The 15,942-nt window shown below is 68.9% G+C and carries 15 protein-coding genes and 2 pseudogenes; 8 read left to right on the plus strand and 9 right to left on the minus strand.

The window, feature by feature from the left end; genetic code table 11:
- Positions 1-21: 21 nt before the first annotated feature.
- Complete coding sequence (locus ACWGLC_RS15635) at positions 22-993, plus strand: pseudouridine synthase (protein WP_452100745.1); 972 nt, start codon at positions 22-24, stop codon at positions 991-993.
- A gap of 68 nt (positions 994-1,061) precedes the next feature.
- Here the strand turns inward: ACWGLC_RS15635 and ACWGLC_RS15640 are convergent, their stop codons facing one another.
- A complete protein-coding gene (locus ACWGLC_RS15640) occupies positions 1,062-1,589 on the minus strand; it encodes a DinB family protein (protein WP_452100746.1) in 528 nt (175 codons plus the stop codon).
- An 82-nt stretch (positions 1,590-1,671) separates the two neighbouring features.
- The gene (locus tag ACWGLC_RS15645) at positions 1,672-2,136 is read right to left on the minus strand and encodes a MarR family winged helix-turn-helix transcriptional regulator (protein ID WP_452100747.1); all 465 of its coding nucleotides are present in this window, start codon (positions 2,134-2,136) and stop codon (positions 1,672-1,674) included.
- 142 nt (positions 2,137-2,278) lie between these two features.
- On the opposite strand from ACWGLC_RS15645, the gene ACWGLC_RS15650 reads away from it, so the two are divergent.
- Positions 2,279-3,757 (plus strand): MFS transporter, encoded by a 1,479-nt coding sequence (locus ACWGLC_RS15650; protein ID WP_452100748.1) that lies wholly within the window; start codon positions 2,279-2,281, stop codon positions 3,755-3,757.
- 42 nt (positions 3,758-3,799) lie between these two features.
- Here the strand turns inward: ACWGLC_RS15650 and ACWGLC_RS15655 are convergent, their stop codons facing one another.
- Together ACWGLC_RS15655 and ACWGLC_RS15660 are read right to left on the minus strand one after the other, a co-directional pair.
- A complete protein-coding gene (locus tag ACWGLC_RS15655; RefSeq protein ID WP_452100749.1) occupies positions 3,800-4,582 on the minus strand; it encodes an isocitrate lyase/PEP mutase family protein in 783 nt (260 codons plus the stop codon).
- Positions 4,583-4,670: 88 nt separating this feature from the next.
- The gene (locus ACWGLC_RS15660; protein WP_452100750.1) at positions 4,671-4,832 is read right to left on the minus strand and encodes a hypothetical protein; all 162 of its coding nucleotides are present in this window, start codon (positions 4,830-4,832) and stop codon (positions 4,671-4,673) included.
- Between the two features lie 206 nt (positions 4,833-5,038).
- On the opposite strand from ACWGLC_RS15660, the gene ACWGLC_RS15665 reads away from it, so the two are divergent.
- The 4 genes from ACWGLC_RS15665 to ACWGLC_RS15680 all read left to right on the plus strand — a co-directional run bounded on the left by ACWGLC_RS15665 (position 5,039) and on the right by ACWGLC_RS15680 (position 11,507).
- A complete protein-coding gene (locus tag ACWGLC_RS15665; protein ID WP_452100751.1) occupies positions 5,039-5,479 on the plus strand; it encodes a hypothetical protein in 441 nt (146 codons plus the stop codon).
- Between the two features lie 49 nt (positions 5,480-5,528).
- The gene (locus ACWGLC_RS15670) at positions 5,529-7,118 is read left to right on the plus strand and encodes an ABC transporter transmembrane domain-containing protein (protein ID WP_452100752.1); all 1,590 of its coding nucleotides are present in this window, start codon (positions 5,529-5,531) and stop codon (positions 7,116-7,118) included.
- Positions 7,115-8,998 (plus strand): ABC transporter ATP-binding protein, encoded by a 1,884-nt coding sequence (locus tag ACWGLC_RS15675; RefSeq protein ID WP_452100753.1) that lies wholly within the window; start codon positions 7,115-7,117, stop codon positions 8,996-8,998. The genes ACWGLC_RS15670 and ACWGLC_RS15675 overlap by 4 nt, the downstream gene beginning before the upstream one ends.
- A gap of 274 nt (positions 8,999-9,272) precedes the next feature.
- Positions 9,273-11,507, plus strand: a complete 2,235-nt coding sequence (locus ACWGLC_RS15680) for an NADP-dependent isocitrate dehydrogenase (RefSeq protein ID WP_452100754.1) — start codon at positions 9,273-9,275, stop codon at positions 11,505-11,507.
- A 102-nt stretch (positions 11,508-11,609) separates the two neighbouring features.
- Here ACWGLC_RS15680 and ACWGLC_RS15685 read toward each other — a convergent pair.
- A pseudogene (locus ACWGLC_RS15685) lies at positions 11,610-11,723 on the minus strand (carboxymuconolactone decarboxylase family protein); the annotation flags it as partial.
- Positions 11,724-11,748: 25 nt separating this feature from the next.
- Between ACWGLC_RS15685 and ACWGLC_RS15690 the strand changes: the two are divergent.
- The gene (locus ACWGLC_RS15690) at positions 11,749-12,243 is read left to right on the plus strand and encodes a hypothetical protein (RefSeq protein WP_452100755.1); all 495 of its coding nucleotides are present in this window, start codon (positions 11,749-11,751) and stop codon (positions 12,241-12,243) included.
- A gap of 11 nt (positions 12,244-12,254) precedes the next feature.
- Entirely contained in the window at positions 12,255-13,256 is a 1,002-nt protein-coding gene (locus ACWGLC_RS15695; protein WP_452100756.1) for a hypothetical protein, read from the plus strand.
- Positions 13,257-13,283: 27 nt separating this feature from the next.
- Here the strand turns inward: ACWGLC_RS15695 and ACWGLC_RS15700 are convergent, their stop codons facing one another.
- The 4 genes and pseudogenes from ACWGLC_RS15700 to ACWGLC_RS15715 form a co-directional block, all read right to left on the minus strand.
- Positions 13,284-14,213, minus strand: coding sequence for an RluA family pseudouridine synthase (locus tag ACWGLC_RS15700; protein WP_452100757.1), 930 nt, complete (start codon positions 14,211-14,213; stop codon positions 13,284-13,286).
- A 294-nt stretch (positions 14,214-14,507) separates the two neighbouring features.
- Entirely contained in the window at positions 14,508-14,813 is a 306-nt protein-coding gene (locus ACWGLC_RS15705) for a monooxygenase (protein WP_452100758.1), read from the minus strand.
- 52 nt (positions 14,814-14,865) lie between these two features.
- Entirely contained in the window at positions 14,866-15,462 is a 597-nt protein-coding gene (locus tag ACWGLC_RS15710) for a mismatch-specific DNA-glycosylase (RefSeq protein WP_452100761.1), read from the minus strand.
- A gap of 110 nt (positions 15,463-15,572) precedes the next feature.
- Positions 15,573-15,902, minus strand: a pseudogene (locus tag ACWGLC_RS15715) (YtoQ family protein); the annotation flags it as partial.
- Between the last annotated feature and the right edge of the window lie 40 nt (positions 15,903-15,942).

Here is a 15,942-nt window from a genome sequence, read left to right on the forward strand (position 1 = left end):
CGCCCGGCGCGGGATGAGACGATGTGGTCCGTGCCCACACCCCCGCCACTCCCGGTACGACACGGTGTCGGACCCACCAGGCTCCGCATCCCTGTGTCGGGACCGTGGACGACGATCGCCGAGTACATGGTGTCGAGATTCGCGCACCTGGACCCGGATGAGCTGTTCCGCCGGATCGACGCTGGGGAGATCGTGGGCGGGGACGGTCGGCCGATCGATCGCCACACCACGCCGGGCAGCCACGAGTTCGTCTGGTACCACCGGCAGCTGCCCGATGAGCGGCCACTGCCCTATCAGGAGACGATCCTGTTCGCGGAGGACGACCTCGTCGTCGTCGACAAACCGCATTTCCTCCCCACCACCCCGTCCGGCCGCTACCTACGCGAGACCGCCCTCGTCCGGCTGCGGGTGCGCCTGGGCAACCCGGACATCACGCCGGTGCACCGACTCGACCGGCCCACCGCGGGGTTGGTCATGTTCACCGCCCGGCCCGAGATGCGCGGCGCGTACCAATCGCTGTTCGAGCAGCGGCGCGTGACCAAGGTCTACGAGGCGGTGTCCGCGCTGCCCGTCGGCTGGGACCCGGACGCCGGCACCCTCCACGGGCAACCGATGCCGCTGGTGCGCCGCGACCACCTCCACTCCCCCGGTGGCCCGCAGCGGACCGTCATACGGCAGGGGCTCGAGCCCAACGCCGAGACCGTCGTGGACGTACTGGGTCACGGGACCAGCGCCACCGGGCGGCCCGTGCTGCACACGCTGCTACGACCGCGCACCGGAAAGCTACATCAGCTGCGCGTGCAGCTCGCCGCGCTCGCTATCCCGATCCTCGGCGACCGGCGCTATCCCGAGCTGTTGCCCGAGGCAGCCGACGACGGCTCACTCCCCCTCCAGCTCCTCGCCCGCGAGCTCGAGTTCACCGACCCGGTCAGCGGCGAGATCCGGCGCTTCCGGAGTCGGCGCACACTGTCGGAGGTACCGGTCGGCGTGTGACGGGTACGCACGAACCGGGCGACCGCCGGCTCAGCACACCGCGTCACCTCGAACGCCGTCGTCGAACGTCAACCGTCGACGTCGTGGAGGTGATGCTCCACGTCATGGACGATGTACTGACACAGCGTTGCGACGGTGAAGACGTACCCGTCACCCCTACGCCCGGTGCGATCCCAGTCGGCGTCGCCGACGCGTCCGAGGATCCCGCGCGTCCGGCCGGTGTCACGGACCAACTGCTCGGCGATCGACGCGGCCCGGGCTCGCCAGTACTCACGCTCGCGGACGGCGGCCTCGCCGTCGAAGTCCGCATATGTGGGGTTGTCGGCCTCGAGCATCGCCGCGAGCCGGTCTCCCAGTACCTCGATGAGGTCGCGACTGTGGCCCGCGTACTCCAGCGGCGACCACACCCGCGGGGCCGGTCGGGTGGCGACGTCCGGCCGGGCGAGCACCACGGCCCACCGCTCGGCCACGGCGGCCAGCCTCTCGTCGGTGGTCAGCGGATCGTGCGGTCGGTACCCACATTCATCGCATCCGCCGTCGAGCACGGTGGTCCAATCGCGGTTGTCCGGCATGCCCGGTTCGGGTTCAACATCCATGGGCGTCACTCTTCCACCGGGTCAACGCGCGTGCAGGCATAGCGGGCCGGTCACTTGTCACGCGGCCCTGCGTGGCGTCGGTTCAGCCGGCGGCGTTCTCGACCTCGCGCTGATAGTGGTCGAGGAACTCGTGCGCGAGGCCCAGGAAGGTCTCGGAGCCCTGCGGCCCCATATGCGAGAGCGCGGACGCGTAGGCGCCGAGAGAACGGGCCGTGTCCGCGTCGAACACCCGGCGGCCCTCGTCTGTGCGCTCGAACTCGTGGGCGCTGCCGCCATCTCGCCGCCGGCGTTCCACGTACCCCGAGGCCAGAGCTGCGTTGACCTGGCGATTGATCGTGGACTGCTCCAACCGGAGCTCGTCGGCGATCTCCCTCAGGGTTCGCGCACGGCCATCGGCGAGCAGCCACAGCAACCGCAGATCCGCGGTGCCGAGCCGCATGGCGCCCTCCATGGCACGGCGTTGACCGTCGAGTCGGCTGAGGATGGCAGCGAGCCGACGTTCCGCGGGCGCGTCAGGCCCCAACCAGTGCTCACGCGATGCCGTCACCTGCAGTCCTCCTTCGCGGACGCGCCCTCGACGAGGGACGGCTGACCGCCTGCTTGCCGTGCCCGTATGCGATATGTAGCCTACACAGGTCGGAATATGTATGTAACATACATATTCGGGCGCGAACCCCTGAAAGGAACTGATGAATCTCTCCCGCGACCGCGCGGCGGCGCCGCTGGCCGTCATCCTGGTCCTCGGCTTCTCAAGCATGTGCGCCTCGCTCATGCAGTCGCTGGTGATCCCCATCCAGCCTGAACTACCGAGGCTCCTGGACACCGCACCGGACAATGCCGCGTGGGTGGTGACCGCGACCCTGCTGGCCGGGGGTGTCGCGATGCCGGTGGCCGGCCGACTCGCCGACATCCGTGGGCGCAAGCCGGTCCTCGTGGCCTCCGCGCTCATCCTGTTGGTGGGCTCGCTCATCTGCGCCCTGTCGACCTCGCTCGTGCCGGTCCTCATCGGTCGCGCCCTCCAGGGACTCGCGATGGGGTACGTCCCCGTCGCGATCAGCTTCGTCCGCGAGATCGCCCCGCCCGCCATGCAGAACTCGGCGGTCGCCGGGATCAGCGCGACGCTCGGCGTCGGCGGCGCACTCGGACTCCCCCTCGCCGCGTGGATCGCACAAGACCACGACTGGCACGCCCTGTTCTGGGTCTCCAGCGCGCTCGCCGCGGTCATGGCCGTGCTCTCGCTGGTCGTGTTGCCGCACCGGCGACCGGTGGACCGGGCCCGGTTCGACTCCGTCGGCGCCATCGGGTTGGCAATCGGCATCGTGGCGATCCTCGGCGGCATCTCCAAGGGCGGCGACTGGGGATGGACCTCGCCGGCCACCTTGTGCGCGATCATCGGTGGCGCCGCGATCCTCCTCGCGTGGGGCTTCTACGAGACCCGCCACGACCAGCCGCTCGTCGACCTCCGGACAACGGCCCGGCGGCCGATCCTTCTCACCAATATCGCCGCGCTCCTCATCGGGTTCGGCATGATGGCGCAGTCGATAGTCGTTCCCCAACTCCTCCAACTCCCCGAATCCACCGGATACGGACTCGGTCAGACGATGCTCCAGGCCGGCCTGTGGATGGCCCCGGGCGGGCTGATGATGCTCGCGTTCACCCCGATCTCCAGCCGGATGCTCACCCGGTTCGGCGGCCGCACCACGCTCGCCCTGGGGGCGGCGGTGATCGCGGCGGGATACCTCGTCGCCGCCTTCTCCGCGCATGCCCCGTGGCAGCTGCTCGTCTCGACGTGCATCGCCTCCGCCGGTGTCGGCATCGGTTATGCGGCCATGCCGACTCTGATCCTCGAGAACTCCCCCGCCTCCGAGGCCGGGGCGGGGGTCGGTCTGAACTCGTTGATGCGCTCCATGGGCACCACCATCGCCGGATCGGTGATGGCCATCGTCCTCACCAGCCGGATGACCGACATCGGCGCGGGCGTCCAGGCTCCCACCCAGGAGATGTTCCGACTGTGCTTCTTCATCGGTGCCGGTGCGGCCGTCGCGGGCGCCGTCATCGTGCTGCTGATCAAGAGCGGGCATCGGCCGTCCGGCACGGGCGCCGAGCCGGTCGCCTCACCGACGTCCGCGGAGGGCACCGGGCAGGAGGCACTCGCCCGGGTCCGCTGACGTCTCCCGGCGCCCGCCGGGGGATCTGAGCTGCGGGGGGCGTCAGCTCCTCCTGTCTCCCGGCGCCCATCCCGCGAGCTCACCGGCCGACACCTCGCCGAGCCACTTCTGCCACAGCGGGCCGAAAGACACTCGTCGCACGCCGAGTCCACGCAACGCCTCGAGGTCCCCGGCACCGTGCCCGTTGACGGGGTGCGCGGTCACGTTCAGCGGTACCGTCACCGCCTGCACGAGACGGCTCACCTCGTCGGCGGTCGACAACCCCACCGGGTAGACCGCGCGGGCTCCGGCGTCCTCCATCATCGTGATGCGGGCTTCCGCCTCGCCCACCGGATCGTCGAAGGTGCCGGTGCCGAGCTTCACCGCGTCCGTCCTGCCGTTGATGACGAAGTCCACGCCGGCCTCGTCGGCAGTCGCACGGGCCGCGGCGATGTAGTCGGCATGCTCCCGCCGGTCACGCACTCGCTTGCCCTCGCCGTGCACGACGTCCTCGATGTTCGCGCCGGCCGCACCGGCCTCGAGCAGCCGCGTGATGAGTTCGGCCGGGTCCAGGCCATAGCCCGACTCGACGTCCACGCTCACGGGAACCCCGGCCGCCGCGGAGATACCGCTGACCACCGACAGGTACTCCGAGAAGTCCATGTTCTCGCCATCGGAGCTGCCGATCGCGTCGGCGACGGGGTGGCTGCCCACGGTCAGTCCGACGGCGCCCGCATCAACCGCGACCTGCGCACTCCAGGTGTCCCACACCGTGGGTAACACCACCAGCTCCCCCGAGCCGTGCCATTCCGCCAGCGCCCTCGCGCGCGCCGCTACATCCGTCATCGCAATCCTCCTCGCGGTGTCCGCGTCTGCACTCTGGGGCAGACCCTACGGGACCGACCCGCTGGACAACGGCGAAAAAAGTCTCGATTCAGGACGCTTCGATCTCGCCCACCACGTCATAGCGCAACCAGACACTGCCGTCGGAGAGCGGCTCTGCGGACCGGAACGCGAACTCGACGGGGGCGGGCTCCGCGTCGGCTGAGGATTGGAACAGCGGGGGCGTGTGCCCCTCGGCGTCCGCCGTGGGCATGAGAACGAGGCTGAACGGCTGAACCAGTCGGCGTCGGGCTGCGCGATGGAGTCACCCTCGGAACCGGCAGGCGAGACCGGGGGCGACGACGCGCGAGCGCAGCTCGTGGTTCCCGTGGATCGCGGCTTCCACAGGCGAGATCGCGAAATCCACTGATCGGCTTACAGGGGTGTTCCCGCCTGTTCATCGGATGAAGACTCGATCGCATGAGATTCGAAGAGCTTCCCGAGAACTGGAACACGATGCCCCTGGACGACGGGCCGCTCGCCGCCGGTGTCATAGACCTGGTGGTGGGTTACCGAGATCGGCTACGCAACTCCCTGCTCATCCTCCCGTGCGACGAGTACGACGTCGGCCTGCCCGCGCCCCTGCTGGCCGCGGACGCGGACTGGTCCGAACCCGCCTGCGACCGCCAGGAGTCCATGAGGATCCTCCCCGAGATCCCGGCCCCGAGCTTCGTCATCGCGCTCTCGGCGCGGCACCGACTGCCCGACCCGCTCGTACGGGGGTGGTTGAGATCGGTCGAGGACACCCTCGACGCCTCCGGGCAGTCGCTGCTCGCGTTCGGTGTCGCGTTTCTGGGCGGGGTCGAGATCGTGGGCGGTCGCGCGGCACACAACGGCAGTCTCGGCGCGAAGGCCGGGTAGGCGCTCGCGGGAGCAGGCGTCCCGGCGCGCGGCGGTAACATCGTCGGTCATGCCCGACAACTCTTCCGACACCGGGCGCGCGAACACCGTCGACTACGCGGCGCTCCCCGGCCCGGGCGGGCACAGGTCGCTCATCCCGCCCGTCGACGCGCGCTGGTGGACTCTCAAGGTCGCACTCTCCCAGCGGCCGTGGAGCTTCCTCGCCTCCGGGGCGATGGCCGTGGCGTTCGTCTGCAACGGCATCACCCCGGTGGTCGTGGGCCTCGCCGTGGACGACGCCGTGGCGACCGCGTCGCTGGCCAGCCTGTGGTTCTGGATCGGCATGCTGGCGTGTGTGTTCGCGGTGGCGATCGCCGCGAACTGGACCGCGCGCTTCATGCTCGTGCGCAGCCAGCAACTGGTGAGCCACGACCTGCGCACGCTGGTGACCGACCGCATCCAGGACCCGCGCGGGTTCGCCGGACGGGAGCGCACGCCCGGCGGGCTGCTGTCCATCGCCTCCTCGGACACCACCCGGGTCGGCGACATCGTGATGATGACCGTCATGCCGGTGGCCGAGCTCGCCGCCATCGTCTACGGCGCGGCAGTGATGTTCACCATCAACCCGTGGCTGAGTCTGGCCACGCTCGTCGGCGGTCCACTGCTGGCCGTCGTGGCGCTCCGCGTAGCGCGGCCGCTGCAGACGCGGTCGGTCGCCCGGCAGCAGGCGATCGCCGAGGCCGCCGCCACCGCCACCGACGTGGTGCAGGGCCTACGCATCCTCAAGGGACTGGGTGCGATCGTGACCGTCCGGGGGCGCTACGACGCGGTGTCGGACTCCGCATACTCCAAGACCGTTCACGCCAATGGCGCCGAAGCCCGACTCAACGGGGCCACCGACGCCGCGGGCGCGCTGTTCGTCTCCAGCCTCGGCCTGGGGGCCGGCATTCTCGCGCTGGGCGAGCACATCACCGTCGGCGAACTGATCACCGTGGTGGGCCTGACGCAGTTCCTCGTCGTCCCCATGACCATGTTCGGTCGCAACCTCGCCTCGAGGTGGGCCTCGGCGGAGGCATCGGGCCAGCGGATCCGTGAGGTCCTCGGTGCGGGATTCGAGCGTCCCTCGGGGATCGAGAGCGGACGCGCCGATCACGTTATCGGCGCCCTGCCCACGGGCATCACCGTCGTCCACGGCTCGTACCCCGCCCTGGTGCACGACCTCGAGGCCCTGCCCCGCACCCGCGTGATCGTCGCCCCGCACGCCGCGGACCTGTTCGACGGCACCGTCTCCGACAACGTCCACCCGGACCGGTCCCTGGCCGAGCAGGCGCTCCACATCGCCGCCTGCGACGACATTCCCGAAGGCCCCGACAAACGCGTGGGCGAGAACGGCCGCATGCTGTCCGGTGGTCAGCGCCAGCGGGTCGCCCTGGCGCGCGCCCTGGCCGCCGCCTCCGAGGTGCTGGTGCTGCAGGACCCGACCACCGCGGTCGACTCGGTGACCGAGCAGACGATCGCCGACCAGGTGGCCCGGCATCGCACGGAGGCGATCACGCTCGTGTTCAGCGAGGCGCCGGCCTGGAGCGCCGTCGCGACGACGCACATGACCACGGAGGACCTGACCGGGCTCATCGGCGCCCTGACGGAGGTCGCCCGATGAGCGTCGCGAATGTTCCGCCTCCCCGGGCCAAGGGCGACACCGCCCTGCGATTCCCGCTGGCGACCGCCGGTCAGGTCCGCCGTGAGATGGGGGCCCAGCTCCGCCGTGTCAGGCATGCGCGTCCGGCGCTGCTGGCCGCGCTGATCCTGCTCAGCCTCGGAGCCTGGGCCACCGTCACGGTGCCCCGGGTGATGGGCCAGATCGTGGACCTGGTCACCGGCGCGTCATCCCGACCGTTCTGGCAACTCGGGGCCGTCCTCTTCGGCGCGGCGGTCGCCGGTGCGGTACTCAGCGCCTGCGGCTTCTACCTGGTCTCGCGGGTCGCCGAACGGGTGATCGCCAACCTGCGTCAGGACATGGTCGGTACCGCACTCGGCCTCCCCACCCACCGCGTCGAGGACGCCGGCTCCGGCGACCTCGTCAGCCGTTCCACGGACGACGTCTCCGAGCTGTCGTCCGCGGTGACCGAGACCATCCCGATCCTCACCAGCTCGGTGTTCACGTTGGCGGCGACGGTGATCGCGCTGTTCACGCTGGACTGGCAGTTCATCCTCATCCCGGTGGTGGTCGCGCCCGTCTACGTCCTGGCCGCCCGCTTGTACCTCCGTAAGGCACCGGGACGCTACGCCGACGAACGGGCGGCGATGGCCGACCGCGCCCACCGCGTCCTCGAGGCCATCCGGGGCCGGGCCACCGTGCGCGCGTTCTCGATGGAGGAGCGCATGCATCACGAGATCGCGAACGCCTCCTGGAGCGTGGTCACCAAGGGCATCCGGGCGCGCACCACGATGCTCATCCTCAACGTGTGGATGCTCGTCGCCGAGTTCCTCATGCTCTCGATCGCGCTTCTCCTGGGATACCACCTCGTCGGGGCCGGGGCGCTCACCGTGGGCGCGCTCACCGGCGCGGTGCTCATGATCATCCGCCTGCGCGGGCCGTTGAATATGGTCATGCGGGTGCTCGATGTGGTCCAGTCCGGGTACGCCTCGCTGTCCCGCATCGTCGGCGTCGTGGCCGATCCGCCGGTCCCGCTCCCTGATGTCGGGGTCGGCGCCCCGATCGGCAGGGTGGAACTTCGCGGTGTCAGCTTCAGCTACGGCGGGCAGTGGGCGGTCCGGGACATCGACTTCGCCGTCGAACCCGGAACGACCGTGGCGATCGTCGGCGCCTCCGGGGCGGGAAAGACGACCGTCGCCGCGCTTCTCGCCGGGCTGCTCGTCCCGGACGAGGGCCAGGTCCTGGTCGACGGCTATCCGGTCTCGACACTGTCCGACCGCGAGCGGATCGCGCGCCTGGCCACCGTCAGCCAGGAGGTCCACGTGTTCTCCGGAACCCTCCGCCAGGACCTCACCCTGGCCAGGCCCGAGGCGGGCGACGACGAGCTGCTCACCGCCCTGGACCGCGTCCACGCCCGGGGGTGGTACGACCGGCTGCCCGATGGTCTCGACACCGTCGTCGGCGCTCGCGGGATCCAGCTCGACCCGGTGGCCGCCCAGCAGGTCGCCCTGGCCCGGGTTCTCCTCCTCGACCCGGCGATCGTCGTGATGGACGAGGCCACCGCGGAGGCCGGTTCGGCCGGCGCCGGGGCCCTCGAGGACGCCGCGGACGAGGTGACCCGCGACAGGTCCGCGGTGGTGGTCGCCCACCGCCTCGACCAGGCCTCGCGGGCCGACCGGATCCTCGTCATGGATTCCGGACGTATCGTCGAGGCCGGCACGCACGACCAGCTCCTCGCCCGGGACGGCATCTATCACCGTCTGTGGGGCGCGTGGTCTGCCGGCCGCCGCGCTGCGCACTCCCGGGACGCGCCCCCGCCGTCCACCACGACGGCGCCCTCGACGACGCGCACCGACGTCGGACGACGAATCGATCCAGGCTAATCAGCACTCGTCCACATCGCGGTCGTTCGCGTGCTCACGGGCGGGAAATCAGACACATACGGGGTGGCCGCGCGACGTTTCGACGCACGCGGGCGTGGAGTAGACCACACTGGACGGGGTACCGAGACGACCGCGACCAACAGCGATGTCGACCGAGTCCTCCGGGTCGCCGGGTGGCGTCTGCCACAACGTCGCGATACGGGGGATGATGGTGCCGCGAGATGACGACGTTCCACAAGAACAAGATCAGCACAAAACGAAAGAGTCGATACCTATGACCGATGGCAGACAGACGATCATCTACACCCTCACGGATGAGGCCCCCCGCCTGGCGACCGAGGCGTTCCTGCCCGTCGTCAGCACCTTCGCCGATGCCGCCGGAATCGATGTCACCACCAGCGACATCTCGGTGGCCGCGCGCATCCTCGGTGCGTTCCCCGAGCGACTCACCGATGAGCAGAAGGTGCAGGACAACCTGGCCGCGCTCGGTCGTCTGACCCAGGACCCGGACACCAACATCATCAAGCTGCCCAACATCAGCGCCTCCGTCCCGCAGCTCACCAAGGCGATCGCAGAGTTGCAGTCGCAGGGTTACGACATTCCCGACTTCCCGTGGGACCCGCAGACCGACGAGGAGAAGGAGACCGCCGAGCGGTACGCCGGCATCCTCGGAAGTGCGGTCAACCCGGTTCTTCGTCAGGGCAACTCCGACCGTCGCGCGCCGAAGGCCGTCAAGGAGTACGCCAAGGCCAACCCGCACTCCATGGGCAAGTGGTCCATGGCCTCGCAGACCCACGTCGCGCACATGACCCACGGCGACTTCTACGCCGGCGAGAAGTCGATCATTCTCGACCGCGACTGCGACGCCCGCATGGAGGTAGTGACGCCCGACGGGAAGACCGAGGTCCTCAAGACCGTGCCGCTGCGGGAGGGCACCGTCGTGGACTCCATGTTCATGAGCAAGAAGGCTCTGCTGGAGTTCTACGAGGAGCAGCTCAATGACGCCAAGGAGACCGGCGTCATGTTCTCGCTGCACGTCAAGGCCACCATGATGAAGGTGAGCCACCCGATCGTGTTCGGGCACGCCGTCCGCGTGTTCTACAAGGACGCCTTCGAAAAGTACGGCGAGCTGTTCGACGAGCTCGGCATCAACGTCAACAACGGCATGGGCGACCTGTACGCCAAGATCGACACCCTGCCCTCGGCCACGAAGGAAGAGATCATCGAGGAGCTGCACCGCTGCCACGAGCAGCGGCCGGAGCTCGCGATGGTCGACTCGGCCCGCGGCATCTCCAACTTTCACTCCCCCTCGGATGTGATCGTCGACGCTTCCATGCCCGCGATGATCCGCATCGGTGGCAAAATGTACGGCGCCGACGGCCGCAAGAAGGACACCAAGGCGGTCATCCCGGAGTCCACGTTCGCGCGGATTTACCAGGAGATCATCAACTTCTGCAAGACCAACGGCGCGTTCGACCCCACCACTATGGGCACCGTGCCAAACGTCGGACTCATGGCGCAGAAGGCCGAGGAGTACGGCAGCCACGACAAGACCTTCGAGGTCGAGACCGGCGGCGTGGCCAACATCGTCGACGCCGCGACCGGTGAGGTCCTGGTCTCTCAGGAGGTCGAGGCCGGCGACATCTGGCGCATGTGCACTGTCAACGACGCGCCGATCCGTGACTGGGTCAAGCTCGCCGTGGACCGTGCCCGCGCCTCCGGCATGCCCGCCGTCTTCTGGCTCGACCCGTACCGGCCGCACGAGAACAACCTGATCACGCTGGTCAACAAGTACCTCCAGGATCACGACACCGAGGGCCTGGACATCCAGATCATGTCGCAGGTGCGCGCCATGCGCTACACCCTCGAGCGCGCGTGGCGCGGCCTGGACACCATCTCGGTGACCGGCAATATCCTGCGCGACTACCTCACGGACCTGTTCCCGATCCTCGAGCTGGGCACCAGTGCCAAGATGCTCTCGATCGTGCCGCTCATGGCCGGCGGTGGGCTCTACGAGACGGGCGCCGGCGGTTCCGCGCCGAAGCACGTCCAGCAGCTGGTAGAGGAGAACCACTTGCGCTGGGATTCGCTCGGGGAGTTCCTCGCGATCGGTGCGAGCCTCGACGACCTCGGTCGCAAATACGACAACCCGAAGGCCACCATCCTCGCCCAAGCGCTGGACACCGCGACCGGCAAGCTGCTGGAAAACGGCAAGTCGCCCTCGCGCGTGACCGGCGAGCTCGACAACCGGGGCAGCCAGTTCTGGCTGGCGTTGTACTGGGCGCAGGAGCTGGCGGCGCAGACCGAGGACGCCGAGCTCGCAGCGCGGTTCGCCCCGCTCGCCGAGAAGCTGGACGCCGACAAGGACACGATCCTCGAGGAGCTGACGGTCGTCCAGGGCCACGCGGTCGATCTCGGCGGTTACTACCAGCCCGACACCGAGAAGCTGAAGTCCGCGATGCGTCCGAGCAAGACGCTCAACGACCACCTCGACAGCGCCTTCGCCTGATCTCCCGCTGAACCCTCACTACCCACCGCGCCCCCGCCGGAGTGATCCGACGGGGGCGCGGTGTGTCGTGGGACGAGGAATACGACGACGACTCAGCTCATGTCACTCGCCGAACGCTGCGCTCAGGCACCGCATCGCAGCCAGGGTCTTGGGCACGCCGATGTACGGCATGAGGTGCACGAAACACTCGGCGACCTCTTCCTTGCTCATCCCGGCTGCGCCATCAAACCGAGGAGAGGCCATGCCCCGAACCCAGCCCGATCTCGACTCCGGCCTGTGCTGGCGTCTGCTGCTCGCCGCGGTGCAACTGCTTTATGAGCGTGGGCTGACCGGCCTTCGGGTTGTCCCCTCCATAGGTGCCGTCGGCTGGTGGCGGATTGAGATCACCACCGCAGCGAATCTGCGCTCTGGCGTGAACCTGCCGGCACGCGACGAGAATGCCGTCTTCCGGGCAACGGAAGGAGCCTTCCCGCGTGTGGGTGAGCTCGAGATCCTGCCCTCCACGACCGTGGACCAGGTTGCGGACGAGATCCTCCGCGAACTCGGCCCTCTCACAGGGGCCGGTTACTTCAACGACCGGGAGTATTGCGGTTGGTTCACCGGGATGTGCCGACAGGCGGAAGCCCTCGGCTCGCCGCCTTCCGCTTTCGATGAGTTCCACAACGGGTGGCGGTGCGGAGCATTCGACATCACCCCGCCTCCCGGATGGGAGGCAGCACAATGGTCCGACGCGTGAAAGGTGCCGGCATGGCCAGAACGCTGGTGATGATCGGCGCAGCACTCCTGGCCGGGGGCTGCGCGGCCGGGCAGGCCGGTGATCAGAGCGAACAGCCCACCAGCCAGATCCCGAGTTCATCCGCTAGTCCCACCCTCACCACGACCGTCACCGCGGCCTCCCCCTCGCGGAGCAACTTGACCAGCGTGGGCCCGGACGCCTTCGCCGCGCCGAGCAGCCCGGGCGTCTATGCGTGGAACTACTCCACGGGCGGCCGACACGTGGGACTGTGCGTTTCCGCAGGAGATACGGTGACCTGTACCGGGAGACCAGTCTCGGAGATACCGGATCTGACCGAGCACTTCCCCGGCCGTCCCGGCGCCGTCGAACTCGGCGTAGCAGGTCTGCGCTATACGTTTGTCGAGGGGGTGCCGCCGGTGTCCGCCCGGCTCGAGACCGGTCAGGCTGTAGAGATCGGCACTGTGCGGCGCGCCATGCCTGACGCGGCAACGCTCGAGTGTGGCTCCGGCAGCAACTCGTTCACGATCAGCGGCCCCGGCCGGGTCATCACCACCTCGGGTGCCATCCTCGGCGAGCGCGATACCTCGAACCACCCGGGCCCGGACTCCACGGGCACTTCGTCAGCCATCCCGGCACCGGTGGCACCCGCTGGCCAGCCGCGGGAATTCATCGGGGCCACGGGTCTGGTCAGCGGGGTTCGCACGTCTTCCGGTCACCTGGTGACCGCCTCCGTCCCGCCGTGTGACGGCAGGGGAATCCTCATCCTCGACTCGTTCGTCGAGACACCCCAGCCGCAGGCTGGGATCGCGGCCCTTCTTGACCGCCACCCGGGAGCTGAGTTCGCCACCCCGGGCCAGTGCCCGTCACTTCGCGCCGGTGTCGACGGAGCGCGCGTCTACCCGATCTATATGGACCACGCGCACGACACCGCGGAACTGTGCCGCGATAAGGCGGCTCGCGGCGGCAATGCGAGGTTGCTCACCACGTCGGCGGAGTACATCGATCCGTGCTGATGCCGCCGGTGGCCGCCGCCCGCGCGGCTAGATCCCCTTTTTGGGCAGCCGCTCCCACTTGCCGGGCATAGGCGCCGCCACCACGAGCTCTGTGCCATCGGGCAGTGGAATCACCATCTTCGTGGCGTGCAGGTGGAGGCCCCTTCCACCCCGCTCCTCCACCAGCGCGTTGAAGCGCAGGTCACCGTAGCGGTCATCTCCGGCGATCGGGTGCCCGGCATGCTGGAGATGGACGCGGATCTGATGCTTTCGTCCGGTGAGCAGCCGGGCGTCCACGAGCGTGGCCCGGTTCCCCACCCTCCGGCGGACCTCGACATGTGTCTCGGCGCGCTGCCCGTTCGGGTGCACCACCACTTCGGCGGCCCGCCGCAGCAGCGGTGCGTCCAACGCCGTGACGTCCTCGGGCCAGCGGCCTGAGACGATCGCCAGGTAGCGTCGTTCGATCTCGTCCTCGCGGTCGCGGAGCATCTCGTGCAGATGCCGGACCATCGAGTGGGTCTTGGCGAGGACGAGCACCCCGGAGGTATCCCGGTCCAACCTGTGCGCGAGTTCTAGTTCGGGCACGCCGGGTCGCAGGTGCCGGAGGGTCTCGATCACACCGGCGGGAACATCTGTCCCCCTGTGCACCGCCACTCCGGCTGGTTTGTCCACGATCAACAGGTCGGCGTCCTCGTAGAGAACGCACCTGCGCATCTGTTCCAGAAGTGCTGAGGGCGGCCTCGGTGAGACGGTGGCAGGGGCCTCCACATCGAGGGCGGGCACCTCGATCACGTCGCCTTTGACAAGACGGTAGTTCTGTTCGGTCCTACGACCGTTGACCCGGAGTCTGCCCTTGCGCAGCAGCTCGAACAGCAGGCCCGCCGGCACGCCTTTGAGGTGGGATCGCAGGAACTTGTCGAGTCTGCGGCCCGCGTGCTCGTCGTCGACGGTGATGGCGGCGGCCGGGCGCGAAACCATCGATTTTTCAGACCGGGATACCGACGCAGGCCTCGACGACTTCTTCCGGTGGGCGGGAGGCGGCCGCCCCGACGACCGGATCCGGTTGCGACCGACGTGCCCACCGGCCCCTGTGTGCGGGCGACGCCCTGCAGCTCTCCCCGCACCGGAATCGGACCCTCTGGCAGACACTCTGACTCCACGTGACACGAACAGCGACCGGACCTTGACACCTGAACTCCACCACACTCCTGCACGACCGGCCACTCGGTGTGCCCCGGGGCACGCAACAGGAACGGGCGCAGGAAGCGCCGGTCAGCCCAGAGAGGCGTGGTTCAGTGTGCTCAACTGCTCGTTGACGTCAGAGAACGTGGCGGTCACGTCCATGATCCCGAACCCGGCAAGTCGCTCGGTGTGCATCCTGACGTAGGCCTCGGCGTTCTCGCGGGTGTCGAAGAGATAAATGCCCCCGGAGAGGTCGGCCGACTGGTCCTCGATCCAGAGCTTCCAGATGAATCCCGGCTCCTCGTTGATCGACTCCGCGAGCCCGCGGAACGCCTCCGCCATCTCCGCACCCCAGGGCCCCTGCATGGGGAAGTTCACCTGTACCACCACAGCCATCATCGACCTCCTGGTTTGCACCCAAACCTCAAGGTTACGCGTTGTGGATGGATCACCGATCCTCCCAGACCTGCCGCCAGTACCCGGCGAGTGAGTCGACGGTCTCGTGCGCGTTCAAGCCGCTCGGTTGGGGAACGACCCAGAGCGCGACCCCGTTTGGCCAGCCCCGGATCGCCGACGTGTCCTGCGGTCCCGTCGTGGCCCGCGGCTGCGCGAAGGAGATCCGGTAGGCGGTGATTCCCGCGACCGCCACGAGGTCGGGCCGTAGGTCGCGGACCCGCGAGATCAATCTTTCCCCTCCGGCGCGGAGCTCCTCGCGGCTGAGCTCGTCCGCTCTGGCGGTGGCACGACCCACCAGGTTGGTCACGCCGATGCCCCGCGACGTGAGCTGACGCTCGTCCGCGGCCGAGAGTCCGGCCGCGGCGTCCACGAGATGGTCGGTCAGGCCCGCTCGGTGAAGTGAGGGCCAGAAGCGGTTTCCCGGCCGGGCGAAAGGTGCGTTGACCGCCGCGGTCCACAGGCCCGGGTTGATCCCCACGATGAGCAATCGGAGCCGCGCGGGGGCGGCGGGCAGTACATCGTCCATCGCGTGCGGATCGTCTGTGGCGAAGCGTGCCAGGTCCTCGCGCCCGGGCCTACCCCCGCCCATCGGAGAGGGGCGCCGTGGGACGCCGGACGATGCTGCAGGTTCCGTCACGGGTGCGCAGCCTACTCGGCCGGGTGGCGCCTGTCTGCCCGGCCGAGCGGGCGGCGGTCCGATCAGGGCTTGAGGACGTACTTCAGGGTTTCCACCACCTGGTCGGTGGTCGTGCACCACGCCTGGGCTTCGGCGTCGACCTCCTTGAGTGGATGCACGATATCCGCGTCGTGGAGGGTCACGTAGGGCTTACCGAGGGCCGCACAGTAGCCGGCGTCGAATGCCGCATTCCACTGCTTGTACTTGTCGCCGAACCGCACCACGACCAGATCGCTCTGCTCGATCAACGTACGGGTACGGATGGCGTTGACCTTGGCGGACTGGTGGTCACGCCAGAACTGGCTACCGGTCTCGCCCAGGTGATCTCCGGCGGCGTCGCTAGCTGTGATGTCCAGGGAGGTTGGTCAGTCGGGTGACCGGTGGCTGGCCTCC

Source organism: Dietzia sp. NPDC055877, assembly GCF_053615975.1.